This window comes from Saccharopolyspora sp. NPDC045941 (genome assembly GCF_056431445.1).
Genome location: NZ_JBWKKU010000038.1, coordinates 14736 through 37147 on the forward strand (window position 1 = coordinate 14736; position 22412 = coordinate 37147).

Here is a 22412-nt window from a genome sequence, read left to right on the forward strand (position 1 = left end):
CTCACCTATCCCGGTCTTCGCCCAGGACCGACCGGAACCGCATTCCGGAAGCATCGACCCCGTCGTCGAAGAGCTGGCCCTGGGTGCGCCACGGACTGTCGTTGGTCCGCTCCTGGTCGCCGCCCTGCTGAGCGCCGTGGCCGCCGCCCATCGCGCCCATGCCGCCCATCATCCCGCCGCCCATGGCGGCGCTCTGGTTGCCCCCCTGGCCGCTCTGCGGTCCGGACTGGCCCTGCCCGGCACCACCCGGGTCACCCAGCGACGACAGGCCGGTAGCGCCCTGCGGGCTGCCGCCGGCGGAGTCGCCCGCGGACGACGACAGCGAGGCGAGGCCGGTCGATCCGTGCTGGTCGGAGCCGCCGGGCATGCCGGGCTGATCCTGGCCGCCGAAGAGCTGGCCGGAGGCGCTGCCGAACGAGTTCTGCACTCCTTCGCCCAGGCTGCTGAACGAGCTCATGCCGGCCGACTGCGGCGAGGTGGACGCCGGGGCGCCCGCCGACGCGGCCTCGGTGGCCGCCGGAACACCGGCACCGGTGTCGAACGCGGGCATGGTGCTCGCGCCGCCGCCGAAGGCGGGCGCGCCGAAGCCCGGATCCGCCGCGGGCATGGTGCCCGCACCGGTGTCGTAAGCGGGCATCGTGGTGCCGAATCCGGCGTCGGGAGCGGGCATCGGAGCCCCGAGATCCGGCGCGGGCATCGGTGCACCCATGTCCGGTGCGGGCATCGGCGAACCGATGTCCGGTGCGGGCATCGTCCGCACGTTCTCCGGAGTTCCCGTGCCCGCGTCGGGCGCGGGCATGCCGGTCTCCGGCGGACGGAGCCCGCCCGCGTCGGCGGGCATGGTCCCGATGCGCTCGGCGTCGATCGGCGACTTCGGGTCGCTGCCGAAGTCGATCGTCTGGTTCATCGGAGGCTGCCCGCCGCCGTTGTCGATGTTGACCTTGACCTGGCCGTCCGGCGTCCGCTCCAGCGTGATGGTGCGGTCGCCTTCCTTGATCACGGCCTTGCCGTCCTCGCCCGCCTTCACCTGGGTCGGGCCTTCGCCGCCGGGCGGCCCGCCGACCGGCGGCTGCCCCGGCGCCGCACCCGGCGCGGGCATCGTCTGCACGCCGTCGGCCGCGCCCCCGCCGGGAGCGCCGCCCGCCGGGCCGAAGTCGACCTCGTAGGTCTTCGGCTTGCCGTCCGGGCCGATCAGCTCGACCTGCGTCTTGCCGTCGGGGCCGGGCTTCTGCACGGTGACCGCGTCGTCGCCCTCGCCGAGGGTCACCTTCTCCTGCTCGCCCTGCTCGCCGGCGCCGCCGTCCATTCCCGGCACCTCCGGCGGCTTCGGCATCTCCGGCTGTTCCGGCATCTCCGGCGCCCCACCGCCGCCGCCACCGCCAGTTCCGGCACCACCGCCGCCACCGCCGGTGCCCGAGCCACCGCCGCCGGTTCCGTTGCCACCGCCGCCGGTGCCGTTACCGCCCTTGTCGTTGCCGCCGCCGTCGCCATCGCCGTCGAGACCCTTGAACGGGTTGTCGCTGACCTTGGAGGCCTCCAACATCTTGTCGTACGAGGCCTGGACGGCGTCCTGAGTGGACTTGCTCTGGTCCTTGAAGGACTGGTACTTCTGCTCCATCTCGGGCTTGAACGACTCGTCGAGCCACTTCTTGGCGTCGTCGATCAGGCCCTGGCGGATCTGGTCGCAGGCGTCCTTGGCCCCGAAGAACTGGCCGATCATCCCGCCGATCGGGCCGCCCAGGATCAGGCCGATCGCCTGGTCCTTGATCATCGACCAGGCACCGGAGAAGATGTCGTCGATCCCGATGTCCTTGAGGTCCTCGAGATTGATGTCGCCGCGTGCCTTGCGGATCTCGTCCTTGGTGTCGTCGGGGTCCTTGCCCGCGCACTTGATCTCTTTGCCCAGCTCCAGCACGAACTTCGCGTACTCGCGCACGGTCTGCTGGATGCCGTCGACGGCCGGGGTGATGGCGCCGGCCATGTTCTCGGTCTCGTTGGTGACCGTCGTGCCCGCCTGGCTGTACTTGCCGACCTTGGCCTCGGCCGATTCAGCGGCCTTCCCCTGCCAGGTCTGCCTGGTGCCCTGGAACGACTGGCCCATCGAGTCGTTCTGATCCAGCAGCGCCTGCTGCACGCCGCCCAGCCGCTCGGCGTCCTCCCGGAACGCGCCGAAGTCGATCTCCCGGAGCTGGTCGTACTGCTCGACCACGTCGGCCTTGAAGTCCGCGCCCTTGCCGGCCCAGTCCTTGTACAGCGGCAAGAACTTCTCGAAGAAGTCCAGCCCCATCTTGCCGTCGTCGAGCAGTTCGTCGGAGGTGCCGACGGAGCCGCCGCCTTCGAGCTTCTTCTTGGCGTCGTCGAACTTGCCCTTGCGCTCCTCGGCCGCCTTGGCCTTCTCCTGCAGCGCGGAGAAACCGCCGTCGGTGATCTTCTCGAAAAGCGCGCCGCCGACCGGGTTGACGATGCTCATCGCGGTGTCGGCGATGCCGCCCGCGTTGTCGACCAGCCAGCTGCCGGCGTCGGAGACGGTCTCACCGACCCATTCGCCCGCGTCCTGCACGGCCCCGCCGACCGCTTCCCCGACCTCCGAGCCGATCTTCGCGCCGACCACGGCGCCCGCCGGGCCCGCCACCAGGCCGGTGATGCCGCCCTGGATGCCGCCGACGACGGAACCGAACTCCTCGCCGAAGCTGCTTTCCTCTTCCTTCTTCTCGTCCGCCATCAGGCCTGCACCTTCCCGACCTCGTTGGCCCCGGATTCGTCGCTGGCCTGGTATTCCTTCGCGGTCGACGAGAAGTCTTCGGACAGCTTCGAGCCGTGCTCGCCGAACGACTCGATGTTCTTCCCCAGTTTGTCCAACGCGTCCTTGTAGGCCTTGCCGGCCTCGTGGAACTTCTTGCCGAACTTCTCCGCGGTCAGCTTCGTATCGGTGGCCTTCTTGGCCTGCTCCTTGAGCGACCCAGCACCGTCGGAGAACGCATTGGCCGCCTTCGAGATGTCGGTCCCCGAGGTCTGCGCCCCACTCATCGTGCCCCCTTCACCAGACCTGTCGCGCACGTCGCACCAGGGGTGTGACGGCACGCGTGCCTCACCGGTTCCTCATCTTGACAGGTTCCCCGAGGCGAAACGGCAGATCCGGCGAGGTGCTTGCATCCGCGAAGCGAGAAGTCGATCACTGCGGCGGGTACGGCCCCTGCGGCGGCTGCCCGAAACCCTGCTGCGGTGGGAACTGCTGCTGCGGCGCCTGCATCGGCTGCGGGGCGAAGCCCTGCTGCGGGAACGGCGCGGGCCGCTGCGCGCCGCTGCCGCTCTTCAGGATCAGCATCGCCGTCAGCGCACCAGCGCCGCCGCCGAAGATCAGGCTGCCCACCAGCGTGATCACGAGGTACAACGTTCCTCCTCTACGCGCCGTCGCGGATTCACTGCTGGTAGGGGCCCTGCGGCGGCTGCCCGAAACCCTGCTGCGGCGGGAACTGCTGCTGCGCCTGCGGTTGTTGCGGCGGGAACTGCGGCATCGGCTGCTGCGCCGGAGCCTTGCTCCTCATGATCAGCGCGACGATCGCGCCGCCACCGGCACCGAAGATCACGCTCAGCACGATCACGATCAGGATCGACAAGATCACTACGGCCTCCAATCGTTCGGCTCGAACTTATCGGAGCGCACCGCGTCGACGGGCGGGCAGCGGGAAGTTCAACGCCGCCCCCGGAACAGCACGATCAGGAGCACCATGAGGCCGATGGCCGCGAGGAGGCCGAGCAGCAGAACGACGAGCCGCAGATCGATGGAGATCACGGCACCGAATGATCCCGGATCACGCCGCGCGGGCTCAGCCGGCGGTCAGTAGTGGACGCCGCCCTCGAGGATCAACGGCAGGCCCCAGCCCTGCGCCAGAACGACGGCGAACACGAATGCGCCCAGGATCATGAGCACCAGGGGTACCACCAGGACGATCAGCAGGTCACCGAAGAGTTGTCCGCGCATGGCTCGCACTCAGCTCCGCCTGCGGTTGATGAACCACGACCTGCTCTCGTGCGCGGCGTTGACGGCTTTCATGCCGGCCAGCGCGAGCGCGGAGAAGATCACGATACCGACGACGAGCCCGACAGCGACGAGCCCGACAACCATGGCGACAACGATGGCACCCATGTGAGCAGGGTCTCACAGATCGCGTCGTCGCGAGAGATCTAAATCACAAGATCACCGGATTGAGGCAACAAGTTCGGCCAAACGCTCGGCAACCGCCTGCGCTCGGTCCTCGCTCTGCGCCTCGACCATCACCCGAACCAGCTGCTCGGTGCCCGACGGGCGCAGCAGGATGCGGCCGGTGTCGCCGAGCTCCGCCTCGGCCGCCGCCACCGCCGACGCGACGTCGGCCGCCGCGCACACCGTGGCCTTGTCGGCCACCCGCACGTTGATCAGCACCTGCGGCAACCGCCGCATGACCTTGGCCAACGACGCCAGCGGGGTGCCGGTGGCCGCCATCCGGCCCATCAGCCGCAGCGCGGTGAGCAGGCCGTCGCCGGTCGTGGCGTGGCCGGGAAGCACGACGTGGCCGGACTGCTCGCCACCGAGCGCGAACCCGCCCGCCCGCAGTTCTTCCAGCACGTACCGGTCGCCGACGGCCGTGGTGCGCAGCGCCACACCCTGCTCGCGCATCGCCAGGTGCAGGCCGAGGTTGCTCATCACCGTCGCGACCAGCGTGTTCTCGGTCAACTCGCCGGTCTCGTGCATGGCCACCGCGAGGACCGCCATGATCTGGTCGCCGTCCACCGCGGCGCCCGTGGCATCCACCGCGAGGCAGCGGTCCGCGTCGCCGTCGTGCGCGATGCCCAGATCCGCGCCGTGTTCGAGCACCGCCGCCTGCAGCACCTCGAGGTGGGTGGAACCGACACCGTCGTTGATGTTGATGCCGTCGGGCTCGGCGCTGATCGCGATCACCTCGGCGCCCGCCCGGCGGTACGCCTCCGGTGCCGCGACCGAAGCCGCGCCGTGGGCGCAGTCCACGACGACCTTCAGCCCACCGAGCGGCTGCGGAGCAGCGGTCAGCAGGTGATCGACGTAACGCCGCACCGCGTCGGGGACATCGCGGACGCGGCCGACCTGGGCCCCGGTGGGCCGGTCGACCTGCTCGTTCAGGCGCGCCTCGATCTCGTTCTCGACGGCGTCCGGGAGCTTGTTCCCGCCGGCCGCGAACAGCTTGATCCCGTTGTCCGGCATCGGGTTGTGCGAGGCGGAGATCATCACGCCGAGGTCCGCGCCCAGCTCGGCGACCAGGTGCGCGACGGCCGGGGTGGGCAGCACGCCGACCCGCAGCACATCGGCTCCGGCCGAGGTCAGGCCCGCCGTGACCGCCGCCTCCAGCATCTCGCCGCTGGCGCGGGGGTCGCGACCCACCAGCGCCACCCGGCGCTGCGAATCGTCCCGGTCGTAGAGCACGCGTGCCGCCGCAGCGGCCACCGACATCGCCAGCTCCGGCGTCAGATCGGCGTTGGCCAACCCGCGCACCCCGTCGGTGCCGAACAACCGAGCCATCAGCAGCACGTCCTCCTCGTGTGACGCGGAAAACTCCGCGACTGTGCATACGACTGCGGGAGCAGTCTCGTCCACAACGGACGAGGCTGCTCCCGCAGATCGGATGAAATTCGCGTCAGCGCTTGCTGTACTGCGGCGCCTTGCGGGCCTTCTTGAGACCGTACTTCTTGCGCTCCTTCTCCCGCGCGTCACGGGTGAGCATGCCGGCCTTCTTCAGCGCCGGGCGGTCTTCGGCCTCGTAGGCGACCAGCGCACGGGCGATCGCCATGCGCAGCGCGCCGGCCTGGCCCGACGGGCCGCCACCGCGCAGGGTGGCCAGCACGTCGAAGTTCTCCACGCGCTCGACGGTGACCAGCGGCTCCTTGATCAGCTGCTGGTGCACCTTGTTCGGGAAGTACTGCTCAAGGGTCTTGCCGTTGAGCTTGAAGCCACCGGTGCCCGGCACCAGCCGGACCCGGACGACGGCTTCCTTGCGGCGACCCACGGTCTGCACCGGGCGGCCGGTCGGGACCGGGATCGGCGCCGGGGCAGCCGCCTCTTCTTCGACGGTCTCCTCGGCGGCGACCTCGGCGACCTCAGCGGTCTCCTCGGGGGCCGGGGTCACGTTCTCTTCCTGCTGAAGTTCGTCAGTCACTTCTCGACCTTCGCGTTGATCTCGAACGGCTGCGGGTTCTGGGCCTGGTGCGGGTGCTCCGCGCCGGCGTAGACCTTGAGCTTCTTGCCCATCGCGCGGCCGAGCTTGTTCTTCGGCAACATGCCCTTGATCGCCTTTTCGAGCAGCCGCTCGGGGTGCTTCTCGAGCACCTCGCCGAAGGACTGCTTGCGCAGACCACCGGGGTAACCGCTGTGCCGGTAGTGGAACGCCTGGGTGCGCTTGTTACCGGTCAGGGCCACCTTCTCGGCATTGACGATGACGACGAAGTCACCGGTGTCGATGTGCGGCGCGTAGGTCGGCTTGTGCTTGCCGCGCAGCAGCGTCGCGGCCTGAGTTGCCAACCGGCCGAGCACCACATCCTCGGCGTCGATCACATGCCAGGCGCGGGTCACCTCGCCGGGCTTCGGGCTGTACGTGCGCACGGATCTACCTCGTCGTCGTTCGCGTCGGAATCGTCAGTGCGGAGCCCGTCTCGATCACGCCGGTCGGTCCCGCAGGAACTCCCCTGGGAACCGGCACGTCCGCCAGTACCGCCGCCGGGACCGCTACCCGCTGGGGGTCCGATCCGCTGGCGCGAACTGCAGCCGCGCACCGCACAACAAAGAATGAGGGTACTTGGTGGCTTCTGGCCCGGTCAAAACGGGTCCTCGATACTTGCTCGGAGGTTTCTGACCTGGTAGATCGCCGCTATCAGGATAGCGAACGCCGGGCGCGGTACCCACGCGGCCCCGGACAGCGTTGCGGCCCCGGCGTTCGCCGGGGCCGCAGCACGCTCTTCAGCAGGTGGGATCAGCCACCGAAGCGACCGGCGTTCTTCTTCTCACCGGCCTGGAAGGACTCGTTGGCGGCGCCAACGGCCATGCCCATCTTCGCGGCGGTCTCCTGCATGCGGGCCGCTTCCTCGTCCCAGGACTTCTGCGCCTCCTGGTAGGAAGCCACGGCCTCGCCCTCCCAGGTGGCCACGAGCTTCTGGATCTTGCCCTCGAGGTCGTCCAGCTCGCCCTGGATCTTCTGCGCGGCGGCCTGCAGGTCGTCGGAGGCCTGCTGCAGCTCGGCGAAGTTGACTGCAATCTCGCTCATTGCTTATCCCCTCAAATGCCTATGGTGAAGATTTCGGAAGATGCGTTGGTCGAAGTCCGGCTCAGCCGTCGAGCATGCTCGTGATCTTGGAGATCTCCTGGGCCTGCTCCTCCTGGGTCGCCGCGTAGTCGGCACCGGAGCTCTGCACGTTCTGGCCCAGCTCGTCCAGCTTCTGCAGGATCTTCTTGCCGCTCTCCTCGTAGGAGCCCATCAGCTTGCGGAAGACATCCGCGGCCGCGCCCTTCCAGTTCGCGACCGGCCCCTCCAGCTGGCCGCTCAGCTGCGAGAGCGCCTGCTCGACCGCGTTGCGAGCCTCGTCGATGTCGACCGACGCCTGCTGAATCGCCTCGGTGTCCGCACCAATTCCAGCCATGTTCGGGTGACCCCCTTCAAACTCGTCATCAAGTCCTGATGAACCTGCGACGCAGACATTGCCATGTTCGGTTCCATGTTGTCCTGGATTTCTCCGGAACCCGTTGCTGATGTAAACGCCGAACGGGGAACCCGCAGGTCATCGCATGATTCGCGCTTGCGAAAAGTCGAGATCGCTGCCGTCGGAGGGCGTTTGCTCTTGCGATTTCCCGGTCGCCGACTCGTTCTCGGCGGTGTCCGGGCGCACATTGGACTCGGTTTCGGCGAGCTCTTCGACTTCCAATCCCATCCGGTTGCGGTAGTCGATCGCCGCGGCCCGCCGGCCCGATTCGGCATCCGCCGGCTTCGTTCCCGCGAGTTCCCTTGTGTGCCTTTGGAAATCCTGCGCGCGGTGGTTCGCTTCGCCGCGGGCTCGCCGGCCGCGTCCCACCGCATCCGCGAGTTCGGACCGCAGCTTCCGGACGGAATCCGCTGGATCTGCCATGGCAATGCCTCCCTGTCCGACGGCCGTGCGAAAACCATTCCGCCGCGGCGAATTCACCGCAGGTTCAACGCACCTTGAGCGACCCGACGACCTGCTGGCAGGCGCGCAGCACATCATCCTTGCCGACCTCGCCGTACTTGCAGCCGACGCTGACCCGGAATTGTCCTTGGTGCACCACGTACCACTCGACGGTCGCGGCCTGCATTTTCTGCCGGTAGTAGACCACGTCCCGGCCCGCGAAACTGGTGGATGCGTTGAACAGGGAGAATTGCGCGCCGTTCGCCACGTTCTGCTGGTAGTCGCTGAGCAGTTGCTGGACCGCCCGGTTCCGGTCCGTGTCGGTGTCGAAGTTGAGCTTGCCCTCCTCGACCGCGATCAGCGAGTCCTGCTCATCGTCCTGCGGGCCGATCATGGTCTGCCACTTCTTCGCGTCGCCGCCGATCTGCTTCCAGTCGCTGGGATAGGCGAATTCGTAGTCGTACTGCGCGATCACCCGGGGCGGCACCTCCGGCCCGGCCTGCGGCTGGCCGGTGCTGGTCAGGACCAGGGTCAGGACCACGCCCGCGGCCACCACGGCCGCGGCGCCGGCGCCGATCAGCCACGGCAGCTTGTTGTTCTTCCCGCGGCTGCGCTGGTGCGCGACCGGCATCGTCTGATCGCTGCCGCCGATGACGACGGTCCGGGCCCCGCTGAGCGAGTCGCCCGCGGTCACGCCGGGGCCGGTCTGGGGCAGGACCACCGGGAGCGGATGCGATCGCACCGTCGAGGTGCCCGCCCAGGCGCCGGCGGGCGCCAGCCCACCGCTGCGGTCCGGGTCGAGCCGGACCGCGCGCAACGCGCCGCGCGCCACGACCGTCTCGGGCTGGTCCAATGTGGTCGGAACGACGCCGGTGCGCTCGTGGATCAGCCGCGCCACCATCGGGATCCGGCTCGAACCGCCCACCAGGAACACCCCGGCCAGCTGCTGGCGGGCCACCTTGCCCTCGCGCAGCGTGGTCAGCACCAGGTCGGCGGACTTGGCCAGCGGCGCGGCGATCAGCGCCTCCAGGTCGACGCGGGTGACGTGCGCGTCGGAGAACGGCGGCGGCATCGGCACGTCGGTGTAGGCGTGCCGGGACAGGGTTTCCTTGGCGCCGCGGACGTCCTGCCGCACCACCCGGCGACGGCGTCGATCGGGCATCTCCCGGCCCTCGACGAGCTGGCGCCAGGCTTCGGGATCGGTGCCGGAGACGAGCCGGCCGATGTGGTCCAGCAGCGCCTGGTCGATGTCGGCGCCGCCGAAGTTCGGTTCGCCGCGGGTGGCGAGCACCTGGAACGACGAGCCCTGCTTGCGGACGACGCTGGCGTCCACGGTGCCGCCGCCGAGGTCGAGCACCGCCAGCGCGCCGCCGTCGGGGAGCCCGTGCCCGGCGGAGTGGAACACCGCCGCCGCGACCGGTTCCGGCACCATGACGAGTTCCTTGCCCAGGCCGGTGGCGGCCTGGCGCAGCGCCGCGGTGCGCATCGAGCCCCAGTCCGCGGGGTGGGTCAGCACCAGCAGGTCGACGGCCGCGCCGCCGGCGAAGCGGCGGGCCTCGCCGACCGCGCGCTGCAGCACGGCGCGGATCACGTCGGCGACCTTCAGCACGCTGCTGCCGAGCAGCAGCTCGCCCTCGTCGATGCGGCGCTTCGGGTGCGGCTCGAAGCGGGCCGGGTCGACCGCGGCCTGGCGTTCGGCCTCGTGCCCGACGAACAGCGTGCCGTCGGCCGCGGCGAACACCGCGGACGGCACCAGCGGCTGCCCGTCGATGACGACCACCTGCGGTTCGGCACCGCCGACTGACACCACCGTGCATGTGCTCGAGGTGCCGAAGTCGATCGAGACGTGCAGGGACACCCAGAACTCCTTCACCGTCGCCGAAGCGCCTTTTCCGGCGACGTCTGTCGTCCGACCGCCGATCCGGCGCGCCGACTCCCCCCGAGCACCCTAGAGGTTAAGGGTGCGAGCGCACCAACAGTCTGCCCCTGACCGGGCGATCAGCGCGAGCACCCGTCACGGATTGTTGCCATCCGAAGGCGCGGCAGGAGCTCCTCGCGGGTGTCGGGCTCCCCTGGCGACGCACGCCCGGGGACGGTGTGCATCGGAGCAGGAGCCATGCCGTCCGAAGTGGACCGTCTGCGACAGCTCTTCTCAGGCGTTCGCCGTTCGCGCCGGGGCGGCGGCCTTGCGGAGCGTCGCCGTCGCCAGCAGGAGGCCGAGGGCCGCGACCGTTGCGGCCGCCGGCGCCACCCAGGCTGCTCCGGCCGTCGCCAGCACCCCGCCGCCTACCGCCGAACCCAGCGCCGCTCCGACGTAGATCGCCGATCCGTTCAGCCCGAGGGCCACGGTCGGAGCGTCCTGGGCCAGCGCGAACAGCCTGTGCTGCTGCGGAACCATCAGCATGCCGCCGAACACGCCCGCCGCGATGCCGATCGACAGCGTCGTCGACAGGGCCGACACACCCCAGTTGAACAGCGCGAACACCAGGACGCTGCCGCCCAGCGACAGCAACAGCACCGGGCGCGCCCCGAACCTGTCGGTCCACCGGCCCGCCAGCGAGTTGCCGAGGACCTGCCCCACCCCGAACGCCACGAGCACCCAGGACAGGACCGCCCCGCTCCCGAACCGGCCGAGCAGCAGCGGCATGTACCCGGTGACGGTGAAGCCGGCGAACATCCCGACCACGGTGATCGCCAGCACCCGGAGGATCGACGGCCGCACCAGCACGGCGAGCCGCTCGGCCAGCCGCACCGCGGGCAAGCGCACCGCGGGCAGGGCTGGAATCGCGACCGCCACCAGCACTCCGATCACGCCGATCGCCCACATGATCGGCCGCCAACCGAACCACTGGCCGCCCAGCACCCCGAGCGGCACACCGAGCACCGTCGACGCGGTCATCCCCGCCGCGACCGCGGCCAGGGCGCGCCCGCGTTGCTCCGGCGCGGCCAATGCACCGGCCACCGCGTAGGCGTTCGACTGGAAGGCCGCCGCGCCGAGCGCCGCCAGGACCCGGGCCACCGCGACCACCGCATAGGTCTCGCCGAGCGCTTGGCCCGCCATGCCCGCGGTGAACAGCGCGAGGCCGCCGCCGAGCAGCAGCCGCCGGTCCCAGCCGCCGGTGACCGAGGCGATGATCGGCGAGGCCACGGCGTAGGTCACCGCGAAGATCGTGGTGAGCTGGCCGGCGACCGATTCGGGAACAGCGAGGTCGTGGGCGATCTGGGGCAGCAGTCCATTGAGGATGAACCCGTCCGCGCCGAGCGCGAAGGTGCCCACCGCGAGCACGGTCAGCGCACCCCGCCGCAAGCCACCATTTGATGATCGTCGAATCGTCACGGCGCATGATCGTGTCCTACTGTTCGATGATTGTCAAACGATCGAATCGAAGGCAGGCTGGACGCCCGTGACGCGCACCCTCCCGCAACCGAGCCGCAACGATCTGGACATCGTGAAGGTGCTGCACGCCCTCGCCGACCCGGTGCGGCTCGAACTGCTCCACGAGCTCAGCCAGGCGAAGGACCCGATGACCTGCTCGCTGCACGCCTACGACGTCGACATCAGCGCGCCGACGCTCTCCCACCACTGGCGCGTGCTGCGCGAGGCGGGCCTGAGCACGACGTTCGTCGACGGCCGCAACCGCTGGGTCGAGATCCGCCGCGACGACCTGGAGGCGCGCTTCCCCGGCCTCCTCGACTCCGTCCTGACGGGCTTCGAGCAACGGCCCGCCTGATCGTTTCGAACCGCCGACCCACCCGGAAGCCGTTGCCCCACGACTGAAAAACCTCCCCCTCCCGGAGGCGTAGGAGGTTCAGCGCGTACGGACGAGTCCGAAGTGGACCGCTTGCGCTCGCTCCAGCCGACCGGCTTGATGAATCCGCTCATACCGTCACCTCACACGTGATCGGGGTCCGCGACCTCCGGCGCTCCCCAACGAAAAACCTCCCCCGCCCGGAGGCGGAGGAGGTTCGTCGCGCTAGCCCATCGTCACTCCGGCTGGAGGAACGCGGTCTGGATCATCTGCGGCCCGCCGCGCAGGCTGCGGCTGACCAGGGTGCCCCGGCCAGGCGGCAGCTGCCGCGACTTGATGTTGGCCACCAGCTGACCATCGTCCTTGTTCGCGCTCATCGCCAGACCCGGCGACGACGTCTCCCGCATCTTGCCGATGATCGGCTCGTACAGGGCACGGCTGGCACCACCGGAGTTGCGTGCCACCACGATGTGCAGACCGACGTCGTTTGCCTGCGGCACGAACTCCGCCAACGGCGCCAGCGGGTTGCCGCCCTGCGGCGCCACCAGCTCGTAGTCGTCCACGATCACGAACAGCTCGGGACCCTTCCACCAGGAACGGTTCCGCAACTGCTCCTGCGTGACATCCGGACCCGGCAACCGCTTCTTCAACGACCCGCAGATGTCCTTGACATCGCCCTTCAGCTGATCCGCGTTGACCACGTAGTCCAGCTTGTGCGACTCCGGCAGGACGCCGAGCAGGCTGCGCCGGTAGTCGACCAGCATGATCAGCGCTTCCTTCGGGCTGTACCGCTCGGTGATACCGCGGACGATGGTCCGCAGCAACGCCGTCTTGCCCGACTCCCGCTCGCCGAACGCGTAGAAGTTCGGCTCGGCGTTGAAGTCCAGGTACACCGGGTGCAGGCCGTCCTCGTTGATGCCGATCGGCACCAGCTTCGGGTTCGGCTGCTGCTCCGGACGCGGCAACTGCTGGTACGGCAGCAGATCGGGCAGCAGCCGGACCTGCGGCGCCGGACGCCCCTTCCACGAGCTCTTGACCCGGTTCACCAGGTCGGCGACGCCGTCGGGGAGGTCGTCGTTGTACAGCTCCCAGCCCATCCGGGGGGCGCGGACCTCCTTGCCGTCCTCGATGTCCCGCTTGACCTGCTCGATCTCCGCCTCGACGCGGTCACCGATCTTCTCGCTGTCCACGCGGGGCAGGGCCGTCAGGAAGTGCAGCTTGGTGCCGTGCATGCCGCGGCCGGGACGACCCGGCGGCACCTTCACCGCGAACTTGCGGTCGATCTCCGACTCGCTCGGGTCACCGAGGCGCAACTCGATGCGGGTCTGCATCAGGTCCTTCATCGCCGGGCGGATCTCCGCCCACCGCGCGGCGGTGACGATCACGTGCACGCCGAAGGCCAGGCCGTTGGCCGCCAGGCCCAGCACGTCCTGTTCGAGTGCCTCGAACTCCTCGCGGAACGTCCGCCACCCGTCGATGATCAGGAACGCGTCGCCGAACGGGTCGTCCTCGAACTCACCGCGCCGCTTCCGGTTGCGGTAGTCGTTCATGTTCTCGACGCCGTGCTGCTGGAACCGGCCTTCGCGGTCGGCCAGCATCGTCTTCAGCTCCGCGATCGTCCGCCGGACGGTGTCCTGGTCGCGTCGCGTGCCGTAGCCGCCCATGTGCGGCAGGCCGCGCAGCGCGCCGATCGAACCACCACCGAGGTCGACGCAGTAGAACTGCACTTCCTGCGGCGTGTGCGTCAGCGCCATCGAGGAGATCAGCGCACGCACCGTGTTCGACTTGCCGGCACCGACACCGCCGACGATCGCGCCGTGACCGCCCTGACCGCCGAGGTCCACCACCATCGGGTCCTGCCGCTGGTGGTACGGGACGTCGATCAGGCCGACCGGCACCTGGAGCCGACCGCTGCCCGAGTAGCCCGCGGCCGTGTAGCCGCGGTCATCGGTCTGCTGCATCGGCGGCAGCATGGCGTCCAAAGTGGGCGGTGTGTCCAGCGGCGGCAACCACACCGCGTGCGCCGGCGGGCCCTGCCCGCGGATCTTGTCGATGATGATCTGGAAGTCCGTCGGGTCGAGGTCGCTCTTCTGCTCCTTGACCTCCTCGACGACCGGCTTCTCCGGTTCCGGCGGCTTCTCGATGTAGTCCGGGATGAACTCCCGGGGCATCTTGTCGCCGGTGACCGGGGCCGCGCCGCCCTTCAGCGTCGGGCGGCGACCGCTGGTCTGGTGCAGGTGGCCGGACACGAACGCGGCGCGGAACCGCTCCATGCCGTTGGGGTGCTTCAGGTAACCGTGACCACCGGTGGCGGGCAGGTCGGCGGCGTCCGGAACACCGATTGCCGCGCGGGAGTCCGCCGCGTTGAAGGTCTTCAGACCGATCCGGTACGAGAGGTGCGTGTCCAGGCCGCGCAGCTTGCCCTCTTCCAGCCGCTGGGAGGCCAGCAGCAGGTGGACCTGCAGCGATCGACCCAGTCGACCGATCATCACGAACAGCTCGGCGAAGTCCGGCTGCTGGGACAGCAGCTCGGAGAACTCGTCGATGACCACGAACAGCGCGGGCAGCGGCTCGGCGCAGCGCTCGTCGCCGGCCTCGCCCATCTTCCGGTAGTCCCAGACGTTCTTCGCACCCGCCTTGTTCAGGATCTCCTGGCGGCGGTTCATCTCACCGGCCAGCGCGTCCTGCATGCGGTCGATCAGCGAGCCGTCGCCCTCCAGGTTCGAGATCGACGCCGACACGTGCGGCGCGGGCTCGAAGCCGTTGAACGTCGCACCACCCTTGAAGTCGACGACCACGAAGTTGAGCATCGACGACGAGTGGGTGGCCATCAGGCCCAGCACGATGGTGCGCAGGAACTCGGACTTACCGGAACCGGTCGAACCGATGCACAGCCCGTGCGGGCCCATGCCTCCGGAGGCGGTCTCCTTGATGTCCAGGTGCACGATCTCGCCCTGCTCGCCAGGGCCGATCGCGACGCGGTACAGGTCGTCGCGCGACCGGGGCCGCCACGCCTCGTTGAGGTCGAAGGTGACGACGTCACCGGCCAGCCCCAACTGCTCGATGTAGTTCAGCGGCGTGGTCAGCGGCTCGTAGCCGCCGCTGTCGGCGTCGGAGGCGGAGAAGCCGCCGGCGACCCGGTACGGGGCCATCTGGCGGGCCAGCGAGGTGGCCTCCTCCATGGTCAGCGAGTCCGGCTTGCCGAACCACTCCACACCGGACCCACCGCGGGCACCGATGCGGTCCTCCTCCACGACCATCCGCATGCCGCGGCGCGCGGTGAGCTGTCCGAGCAGGTCGGACAGGTCGATCATGGTGACGCCGGCCAGGCCACCCTCGACGTAGAGCGCCTCTTCGCGGCTGATCTCGGCGTCATCGATGATGATCACGATGTGCGGCTGGCCGTCCGGCGGCGCCGCGTTGCGCTGGAAGCGCGGCCGATCGGCCAGCTGCTCGGCGAGCATCTGCTCGAGGACGCCCAGCGAACCGGCCATCAACCGCATCTGGCCGATGCCGTCGGTCTCGGTCGGGTGCTGCGCGTGCGGCAGCCACTTCACCCAGTCCCACTCCGTGCGCGCGCGGCCACTGCTGGCGACCGCGATCATCACGTCGTCGGGGGTGTGGAAGGTGGCCAGCTGGCACACGATCGCGCGGGCCAGGCCGCGCACCAGTTCCCGGTCGCCCTGCAGGCCGACGGCGGCGAAGCCGCGCAGCGAGGTGGCGATCGGCAGTTCCGGCACCAGCGAGTGGGCGCGCACGAAGCGGCGCAGCGCCAGCGTGGTGATCGGCTCCAACTCGTCGACGGGGCCGGTCTGCGGCGGCACCAGGCGGGTTTCCAGCCGCTGCGAACCGCGGCCGACCCGGACCTGGCAGAAGTCGTTGTCGTTGGGACGGCGCTCCCACATCCGCCGGCTGCCCGCGGCCAGCGACCACAGGGTCTGCGGGTCGGGGTGCACCCACTCGCGCGCCAGGCGCTGCTCGTCGGCCGCTTCCCGCGCGCGGTCCCGCATCTGACCGAGGTACCGCAGGTAGTCCTTGCGGTCCTCGTTCATCTCGGCCTTCTTCTGACTGCCGTCCTTGCCGCCGCCGGCCATCATCCCGAACGTTGAGATGAGCATCATCATCGGCATCATCATCATCATCGGGTTGTCCTTGGCCCGCTGGAGCATGAAGACCATCATCCCCAGCGAGGCCACGATCATGACGCCCGGCAAGACCTTCTGGACGATGTTGCCCGGAATCGTCCGCGGGATCTCCGGCGGTGGTTCGAGGTGCACCTCCCCGCCCGGTGGCCTGGGAGCGGCCAGGCGTGGCGTTCGCTTGAACTGCAGCGTGCTCACCGGACGCAACAACCTTTCCGTGTCAAACGTGCTCTCGAATGTGTCGCAGCCAGCATTCTGCATCGCCGCAACACCGCCGGCGCCGGGGAGCGAGTCGGGCGTGACCAACCAGATATGAAGTAGTTGGCACGAGTTCGACCAAACCTGTCACCCGTCGACGGTCGGTGTGGCCATACTAGGGGCGCTCTTCGACCGGGCGGGTGGCTTTCGGAAGAAAAACCGGCCTTGGTTGGATCGAGCCCAGCGACACAAATGAAGCAAGGCAATCAACCTCAGGGAGTAGGGGGCCCAAGTGGCGACCGGTACCACGGTGTTCAGCCGCGTGACGGTGGTGGCGCCTACAACTCGCATCGACCTGGCGCTTCCCGCCGACGTAGCGGTGGCCGATCTGTTGCCGATGGTGCTGGACATGGCCCGCGGGATCACCCCGGATGGCGGTTCCCGGCACGGCGGCTGGTGCCTGGCCAAGCTCGGGGAGAGCCAGCCCCTCGACCCGAGCCAGACGCTGTCCTCGCAGGGAATCGTCGACGGCGACATGTTGCAGTTGCGGCGCCGGTCGGACGACCCGCCGCCGCCGCTGTACGACGACGTCGTCGACGCGCTCGCGGAAGCGGAGCCGGGTAGCTACCGGCCGTGGACGAAGGAAACCGCGGCCAAGATCGGGCACGCGGCCGGCGCGCTGGCGCTCATCGGCGCGGCCGTCGCATTGGGACTCGCGGGCCCGGCCGGGCTGCTGCACCCCACCATGGAGGGCACCGCGCCGATCGTCTACCAGATCGTGGCCGCCGTGACGGCGGTCGTGGTGGCGATCTTCGCGACCGGCGTCGGGTCGATCGTGACCCGCGCCTACGCGGCCCCCACCACCGGCACGGTGATCGCCGCCGCAGGCGGTCTGCCGATGGCGTTCGTCACCGGCTTCAACATCGTGCCGGGCAACGCGCTCGAACCGCGTTTGCTGCTGGCCAGCGCGCTGACACTGATCTTCGCGGCGGTGTCGATCATGGTGATCGGCGCGGGCATCGTCACCTTCATCGCGGCCGCCACGGCGGCGGCGTTCGGCACCATCGCCTTCCTCGTCGCGACCCTTGTGGACGCCGCGACCACCGCGGGCATCGCCGCGGGCGCCGCGGCCGTCGGTCTGGCGGGCATCTCGCTGCTGCCGCGCATCACCATCCAGCTCGCCAAGCTGCCGCTGCCGCACGTGCCGGGCAGCGCCGAGGACCTCAAGGAAGACACCGGGTTCCCGGACTACCGGATGATCGAGCGGCAGACCGGTCTGGCGCACCAGTACATGACCGGCCTGATCATCGGCTGCGGCGTGGTCGCCGCGCTCGGCTCGATCCTCGCGGCCGCGGCCAGCATCTGGGGCGCGGTGTTCGCCATCGTCGTCTCGGCGGTCCTGCTGCTGCGCGGCCGCAACTACGCCAACGGCAGCCAGGCGATCGCGCTGCTGCTGAGCGGTCTGCTCTCGTCGCTGGGCGTCACCATCGGACTGCTCGTGCAGGTCGCGCAGTGGCCGCTGGCCGTCGCCTGGGTGTTCCCGCCGCTGCTGCTGCTCGGCATCCTGTCGATCGTCTTCGGCGTGGTGTTCCCGAACCGCCGGTTCTCGCCGGTGCAGCGCCGCATGGTGGACATCCTGGAAGCCGTCCTGATCGCGCTGGTGCTGCCGCTGGCACTGGCGGCCATGGACCTCTACATGATGATCCGCGACCTCAACCTGAACTTCTTCTGAGGGGCAGCGTGATGCGCTCTAGGACCTTCCGCTCCCGCGGCGGGCTGCGCGGATTCGCGCTGCTCGCCGCGGCGGGCACGCTCGCGCTGGGCGGTCCGACGGCACCGGCGGTCGCGCAGACCGTCGGCCCGCCGCAGCTGGATCCGTCCAAAGTGGCCACCGGCGGCCTGACGCCCCTGAACTACAAGCAGAAGCAAGGCTGCATGCGGGGCAACCCCGGCAACTCCTTGATCGAGGAGAAGCCGTGGAGCCAGCTGGTGCTCGGCTTCGAGCGGGCCCACGACGAGGGCCTGAGCGGTGCCGGGCAGACGGTGGCCGTCATCGACACCGGCGTGAACGCCGCGCACCCGCGCCTGGGTGGCAAGGTCATCAACGGCGGGAGCAGCGTTCCGGACGGCGGCGCGGACAAGGACTGCGACGGGCACGGCACGATCGTGGCCGGCATCATCGCCGCGAGCCCGGACCCCACCGGCCAGTCCGGCTACGTCGGGGTCGCGCCGGACGCCCAGATCTTGTCGCTCCGGCAGTCCTCCAAGCTGTGGATCAACGAGGCCACCAACGCCACGATCGGCGACACCGAGACGATGGCGAGGGCCATCAACAACGCGGTGGACCGGAACGCGAGCGTCATCAACATCTCGCAGTCCTCCTGCCAGTCGATCGCGCAGGCCAGCAACTACAACGACTACGGCAACCAGATGTTGCACAACGCGGTCAAGCGCGCTTACGAACGCAACGTCGTGGTCGTCGTGGCGGCCGGGAACACCGGCGAGGCCTGCCAGAAGAACGCGTCCGGCAGCCCGACGACCGCGGTGCTGCCGGCCTGGTTCGACGAGTACGTGCTCACCGTCGCCTCGGTGAACCAGCAGGGTGCTCCGTCGGAGTTCACCGTGCCGGGCCCGTGGGTGGACGTGGCCGCGCCGGGCGAGAATCTGATCGCGCTCGACCCCGGCGTCGGCGGCAAAGGACTGGCCAGCCAGATCGCCACGGGAGAGAACGGCCAGGCAGGCCCGATCCAGGGCACCAGCTTCGCCGCGCCGTACGTGGCCGGGCTGGCGGTGCTGGTCAAGGAGAAGTACGACCGCGAGAACCGGCCGCTGACCGCCGGGCAGATCATGGACCGGATCAAGGAGACGGCGCTGCACCCGGGCGGTATCAACGGGCGCAACGACATCGTCGGCTACGGCATGGTCGACCCGGCCGCGGCGCTGGCGGACGTGGTGCCCGCCGAGTGGGGCAAGCAGGCGCCGCCGCCGAAACCGACGAAGCTGGACGCGGATGTGATCCCGCAGAAGGACTACCCGGCCCTGATCATCGCCCTGGGCGGTGCCGGAGCGGGAGTCGCGGGAATCATCTTCACGGCGTTCCTGATCAACGCGGTGCGCAGCGTCCGGGCGAGGACCCGAGGCGGCCGCTGAGCAACACGACGAAACGGCCCGGTGTCCACTTCGGACACCGGGCCGTTTCACGTTGCTCGTGAGTGTTCTGGATCGCCATGGCGATCCAGAACACTCACGAGCGGTTCAGCGTCAGCCGAGCGTTCCGAGGAAAGCCATCGCCGCGATCACCGCTGCTGCGAACGCGATTCGCCGGGCCGTCGGGCGGGGTGCGGCGCGCAGCTCCTGCCAGCCCAGCGACACCAAGGCCACCGCGAGTCCGGCGAGCGCGATCACCGAGAGCGCGGTGGTCCCCTTCAGGACGCCGATCGGCAGCGCCGCCATCAGGCCCAACGCCACCGCCCGGACCGGCCCGAGGACACCGGCCCGCCAGGCGCCGAGGGCCAGCACCACCCAACCGGCCATGATCGCCGGGTTCAGCGCGCTCATCACGTGGTAGGCGCCGTACGCGTCGCCCACCAGGGTCGTCGCGGACGCCACTCCCCGCAGATTCGCCAGCTGGAACGCCAGGTGGTCGATGCCCGCGTGGAAGACGCGGGCGAAAAGGCCGAAGGCGGTCAGCACCCCGCCCCAGACCGCCCAGCCGGGACGGCTCCCGCCGATCCGCTGCGCGAGCAGCACGACTCCCGGCCACAGCACCACGTTGCCGATCAGGAACGCGCTGTACGCGACCGCGATCAGGGCCGGTTCGGCGGCGTACGCGGCGAGCTGGTCCGGGAAGAAGAAGTTGTGCCCAGCCCGGAGCAGGGCCCCGACCAGCATGAACAGCGGGCCGAGGACCAGCGCCAGCCCACCGGGCCAGGCGCCGGGGAAACGAGTGTGCGTCATGCGGTGAACGATCGGCCCCGGCACCCGTCCGGGCATCGGACCGGGGACCGGACTTTCCCGTCATACCCGGGTATGACGGGCACCGGGAACTCGCACACCTCGGTCGGACGACCTCCGCCGACCGCGCGATTAGTGTCGTGCTGTGCTCGGCAACCGCCTCGTTCCCCTTGATGCCGTCCTGGGCGTGGCGATCAGCGCCGCATACGTCTCCTTCGCGATGCAGGACGGCGCGGACGGGCTGCCGGTCTTCACCGGTCCGGCCTGGCTCGGCTGGCTGATCGCGGCAGCGGTCGGCCTCCCCGTCGCGGTGCGCGGCAGGTGGCCGCTGCCGGTGCTCGCCGTCGTGCTGGTGGCCACGACGGCGGCCACCCTGCTCGACATCACCCGCGAGCCCTGCATCTCCACCGCCCTCGCCCTGCACGCCGTGGGACGTTCCGAGCCGCTGCGGCGATCGGCACCCGCAGTGGTGACCGCATTGCTGACCGTCGCAATCGGACTGTTCCTGGGCGAGGCCGTGCTCACCCCCACCGGGAACGTCGCCGACATCGCCGGGCTGGTCGGCGCCGTCTGGCTGCTGGCCGGTGGCGCTTGGGGGCTCGGCGCGCACTTCCGGCAGCGCGACGCCTTCGCCGAACGCGAGATCCGGCGCGTTCGGGCCGAGGAGCGGCTGCGGATCGCGCGGGAGATGCACGACATCGTCTCGCACAACCTCAGCCTGATCGCGGTGCAGGCCGGTGTCGCCAACCACATCGCCGAGCAGCGGCCCGCCGAAGCACGGGAAGCACTGCGCGGCATCGAGGAGGCAAGCCGCAGCGCGCTGCTGGAGATGCGCGGCATGCTCGGGGTGCTCCGATCCGCCGAGCCACTGCCCCACGAACCCGTTCCGGGCCTTGCTGCGCTGCGCGAACTCGCCGATCGCGCGATCGCCGCCGGGGTCTCCGTCGATCTGGAGATCACCGGGGCCGGGCACCCGCCCGCCGGGGTGGAGCTCGCGGTCTACCGGATCGTGCAGGAGTCGCTCACCAACGTCGTCAAGCACGCCGCTCCGGCTCGCTGCACCGTCCGCGTCGATGTCGGCGCAGATGCGGTCGGCGTGTTCGTCGTGGACGACGGAACGCGAGCCGGCCGGCCCGGCGACGGGCACGGTCTGGTTGGGATGCGGGAGCGCGTGATGATGTACGGCGGCGAGTTCACCGCCGGGCCACGCCCCGGCGGTGGATTCGGCGTCACGGCCCGGCTGCCCTGCGGAAAGGGGGAACGCGGGTGACCATCCGCGTGCTCGTCGTGGACGACCAGGCGTTGGTGCGCGGCAGTTTCCGGCTGCTCGTCGACAACGCTCCCGGCCTCGCGGCCGTCGGTGAGGCAGCGACCGGTGGCGAGGCCGTCGCGGTGGCCCGCCAGGTTCGGCCGGACGTGGTGCTGATGGACGTCCGGATGCCGGACGTGGACGGCATCGAGGCGACCCGGCGGATCTGCGGCGATCCAGGACTTCCCGGCGTGCGGGTGCTGATCCTCACCACGTTCGACCTGGACGAGTACGTGTACGCGGCATTGCGCGCCGGGGCCAGCGGATTCCTGCTCAAGGACACCCCGCCGGCCGACCTGCTCACCGCGATCCGGGTGGTCACGGCCGGCGACGGACTCCTGGCTCCGTCGGTGACCCGGCGGCTGATCGCGGAGTTCGCCCGGCGCCCGGAACCGCCAGGTATCCCGCCCCGCGGCCTGGGTTCGCTGACCGGCCGGGAGCTCGAAGTGCTCGTCCTGGTGGCCCGCGGGCTGTCCAACGCCGAACTGGCCGAACACCTCCACCTGACCATGCCGACCGTGAAGACCCACATCGGCCGCCTGCTCGCCAAGCTGCACGCGCGGGACCGTGCCCAGCTCGTCATCGCCGCCTACGAAAACGGCCTGGTCACGCCCAAAACCCCGCGCTGAAGTCGGCGTCGAGGTCGGCTTGGGCCCGACCCCGCTGAAGCGCACCGCGAAGCGCGGGTTCGGGGACCGCTCCAGCAGGGCGCGGGCACGCGTGAGGCGTGACCGGCTGGGACGCAGGACGCCGGTTTCGCGCGAAACCGGCGAACGACCTCTTAGTCTCGACGCTTCGGCGGCGGGGCGTCGCCCACGGACGCCGTGCCGGTCTTCGGCTTCGGCGGCGGCGCATCGCCGACCGAGGCCGTGCCGGTCTTGGGCTTCGGGGATGGGGCGTCAACCACAGGTGCCGTCT

General features: G+C 69.9%; 21 protein-coding genes. 5 read left to right on the plus strand and 16 right to left on the minus strand.

Going from position 1 to position 22412, the window contains the following annotated elements:
* Position 1: 1 nt before the first annotated feature.
* The 14 genes from AC07FN_RS27520 to AC07FN_RS27585 all read right to left on the minus strand — a co-directional run bounded on the left by AC07FN_RS27520 (position 2) and on the right by AC07FN_RS27585 (position 11449).
* Positions 2–2722 carry a WXG100 family type VII secretion target gene (locus AC07FN_RS27520; protein ID WP_478398249.1) on the minus strand — a complete coding sequence of 907 codons (2721 nt, stop codon included), beginning with the start codon at positions 2720–2722 and terminating at the stop codon, positions 2–4.
* On the minus strand, positions 2722–3027 hold the full coding sequence (locus tag AC07FN_RS27525; protein WP_093265582.1) for a hypothetical protein: 306 nt from the start codon (positions 3025–3027) through the stop codon (positions 2722–2724). Before AC07FN_RS27525 ends, AC07FN_RS27520 begins: the two co-directional genes overlap by 1 nt.
* Positions 3028–3172: 145 nt before the next feature.
* Complete coding sequence (locus AC07FN_RS27530; RefSeq protein ID WP_478398250.1) at positions 3173–3391, minus strand: hypothetical protein; 219 nt, start codon at positions 3389–3391, stop codon at positions 3173–3175.
* A gap of 28 nt (positions 3392–3419) precedes the next feature.
* Entirely contained in the window at positions 3420–3623 is a 204-nt protein-coding gene (locus AC07FN_RS27535) for a hypothetical protein (protein ID WP_478398251.1), read from the minus strand.
* Between the two features lie 215 nt (positions 3624–3838).
* A complete protein-coding gene (locus AC07FN_RS27540) occupies positions 3839–3982 on the minus strand; it encodes a hypothetical protein (RefSeq protein WP_478398252.1) in 144 nt (47 codons plus the stop codon).
* Positions 3983–3991: 9 nt separating this feature from the next.
* A complete protein-coding gene (locus AC07FN_RS27545) occupies positions 3992–4147 on the minus strand; it encodes a hypothetical protein (protein WP_165968348.1) in 156 nt (51 codons plus the stop codon).
* A gap of 51 nt (positions 4148–4198) precedes the next feature.
* Positions 4199–5533, minus strand: coding sequence for a phosphoglucosamine mutase (gene glmM, locus AC07FN_RS27550; RefSeq protein WP_478398253.1), 1335 nt, complete (start codon positions 5531–5533; stop codon positions 4199–4201).
* 115 nt (positions 5534–5648) lie between these two features.
* Positions 5649–6167: a 30S ribosomal protein S9 gene (gene rpsI / locus AC07FN_RS27555; RefSeq protein WP_478398254.1), complete on the minus strand. Its 519-nt coding sequence runs from the start codon at positions 6165–6167 to the stop codon at positions 5649–5651.
* Positions 6164–6610, minus strand: a complete 447-nt coding sequence (gene rplM / locus AC07FN_RS27560) for a 50S ribosomal protein L13 (protein ID WP_132491634.1) — start codon at positions 6608–6610, stop codon at positions 6164–6166. The genes rpsI and rplM overlap by 4 nt, the downstream gene beginning before the upstream one ends.
* 367 nt (positions 6611–6977) lie before the next feature.
* On the minus strand, positions 6978–7268 hold the full coding sequence (locus tag AC07FN_RS27565; protein WP_478391465.1) for a WXG100 family type VII secretion target: 291 nt from the start codon (positions 7266–7268) through the stop codon (positions 6978–6980).
* Between the two features lie 61 nt (positions 7269–7329).
* Positions 7330–7641, minus strand: a complete 312-nt coding sequence (locus AC07FN_RS27570; RefSeq protein ID WP_478398255.1) for a WXG100 family type VII secretion target — start codon at positions 7639–7641, stop codon at positions 7330–7332.
* Positions 7642–7779: 138 nt separating this feature from the next.
* Positions 7780–8181: a hypothetical protein gene (locus tag AC07FN_RS27575; RefSeq protein WP_478398256.1), complete on the minus strand. Its 402-nt coding sequence runs from the start codon at positions 8179–8181 to the stop codon at positions 7780–7782.
* A 7-nt stretch (positions 8182–8188) separates the two neighbouring features.
* Complete coding sequence (locus AC07FN_RS27580) at positions 8189–10000, minus strand: type VII secretion-associated protein (protein ID WP_478398257.1); 1812 nt, start codon at positions 9998–10000, stop codon at positions 8189–8191.
* 294 nt (positions 10001–10294) lie between these two features.
* Positions 10295–11449 carry an MFS transporter gene (locus AC07FN_RS27585; RefSeq protein WP_478398258.1) on the minus strand — a complete coding sequence of 385 codons (1155 nt, stop codon included), beginning with the start codon at positions 11447–11449 and terminating at the stop codon, positions 10295–10297.
* 97 nt (positions 11450–11546) lie between these two features.
* Here AC07FN_RS27585 and AC07FN_RS27590 point away from each other — a divergent pair, with 97 nt between their 5' ends.
* Entirely contained in the window at positions 11547–11873 is a 327-nt protein-coding gene (locus tag AC07FN_RS27590; protein ID WP_478398259.1) for an ArsR/SmtB family transcription factor, read from the plus strand.
* 254 nt (positions 11874–12127) lie between these two features.
* Here AC07FN_RS27590 and eccCa read toward each other — a convergent pair whose 3' ends face one another.
* On the minus strand, positions 12128–16231 hold the full coding sequence (gene eccCa, locus AC07FN_RS27595; RefSeq protein WP_478398260.1) for a type VII secretion protein EccCa: 4104 nt from the start codon (positions 16229–16231) through the stop codon (positions 12128–12130).
* A 292-nt stretch (positions 16232–16523) separates the two neighbouring features.
* Between eccCa and eccD the strand changes: the two genes are divergently transcribed.
* The gene (eccD, locus tag AC07FN_RS27600) at positions 16524–17963 is read left to right on the plus strand and encodes a type VII secretion integral membrane protein EccD (RefSeq protein WP_478398261.1); all 1440 of its coding nucleotides are present in this window, start codon (positions 16524–16526) and stop codon (positions 17961–17963) included.
* 11 nt (positions 17964–17974) lie between these two features.
* Entirely contained in the window at positions 17975–19381 is a 1407-nt protein-coding gene (gene mycP / locus AC07FN_RS27605) for a type VII secretion-associated serine protease mycosin (protein WP_478398262.1), read from the plus strand.
* A 111-nt stretch (positions 19382–19492) separates the two neighbouring features.
* Here mycP and AC07FN_RS27610 read toward each other — a convergent pair whose 3' ends face one another.
* The gene (locus AC07FN_RS27610; protein ID WP_478398263.1) at positions 19493–20188 is read right to left on the minus strand and encodes a hypothetical protein; all 696 of its coding nucleotides are present in this window, start codon (positions 20186–20188) and stop codon (positions 19493–19495) included.
* A gap of 142 nt (positions 20189–20330) precedes the next feature.
* On the opposite strand from AC07FN_RS27610, the gene AC07FN_RS27615 reads away from it, so the two are divergent.
* Positions 20331–21455: a sensor histidine kinase gene (locus AC07FN_RS27615; protein WP_478398264.1), complete on the plus strand. Its 1125-nt coding sequence runs from the start codon at positions 20331–20333 to the stop codon at positions 21453–21455.
* Positions 21452–22123 carry a response regulator transcription factor gene (locus AC07FN_RS27620; RefSeq protein WP_478398265.1) on the plus strand — a complete coding sequence of 224 codons (672 nt, stop codon included), beginning with the start codon at positions 21452–21454 and terminating at the stop codon, positions 22121–22123. Before AC07FN_RS27615 ends, AC07FN_RS27620 begins: the two co-directional genes overlap by 4 nt.
* Positions 22124–22412 lie beyond the last annotated feature (289 nt).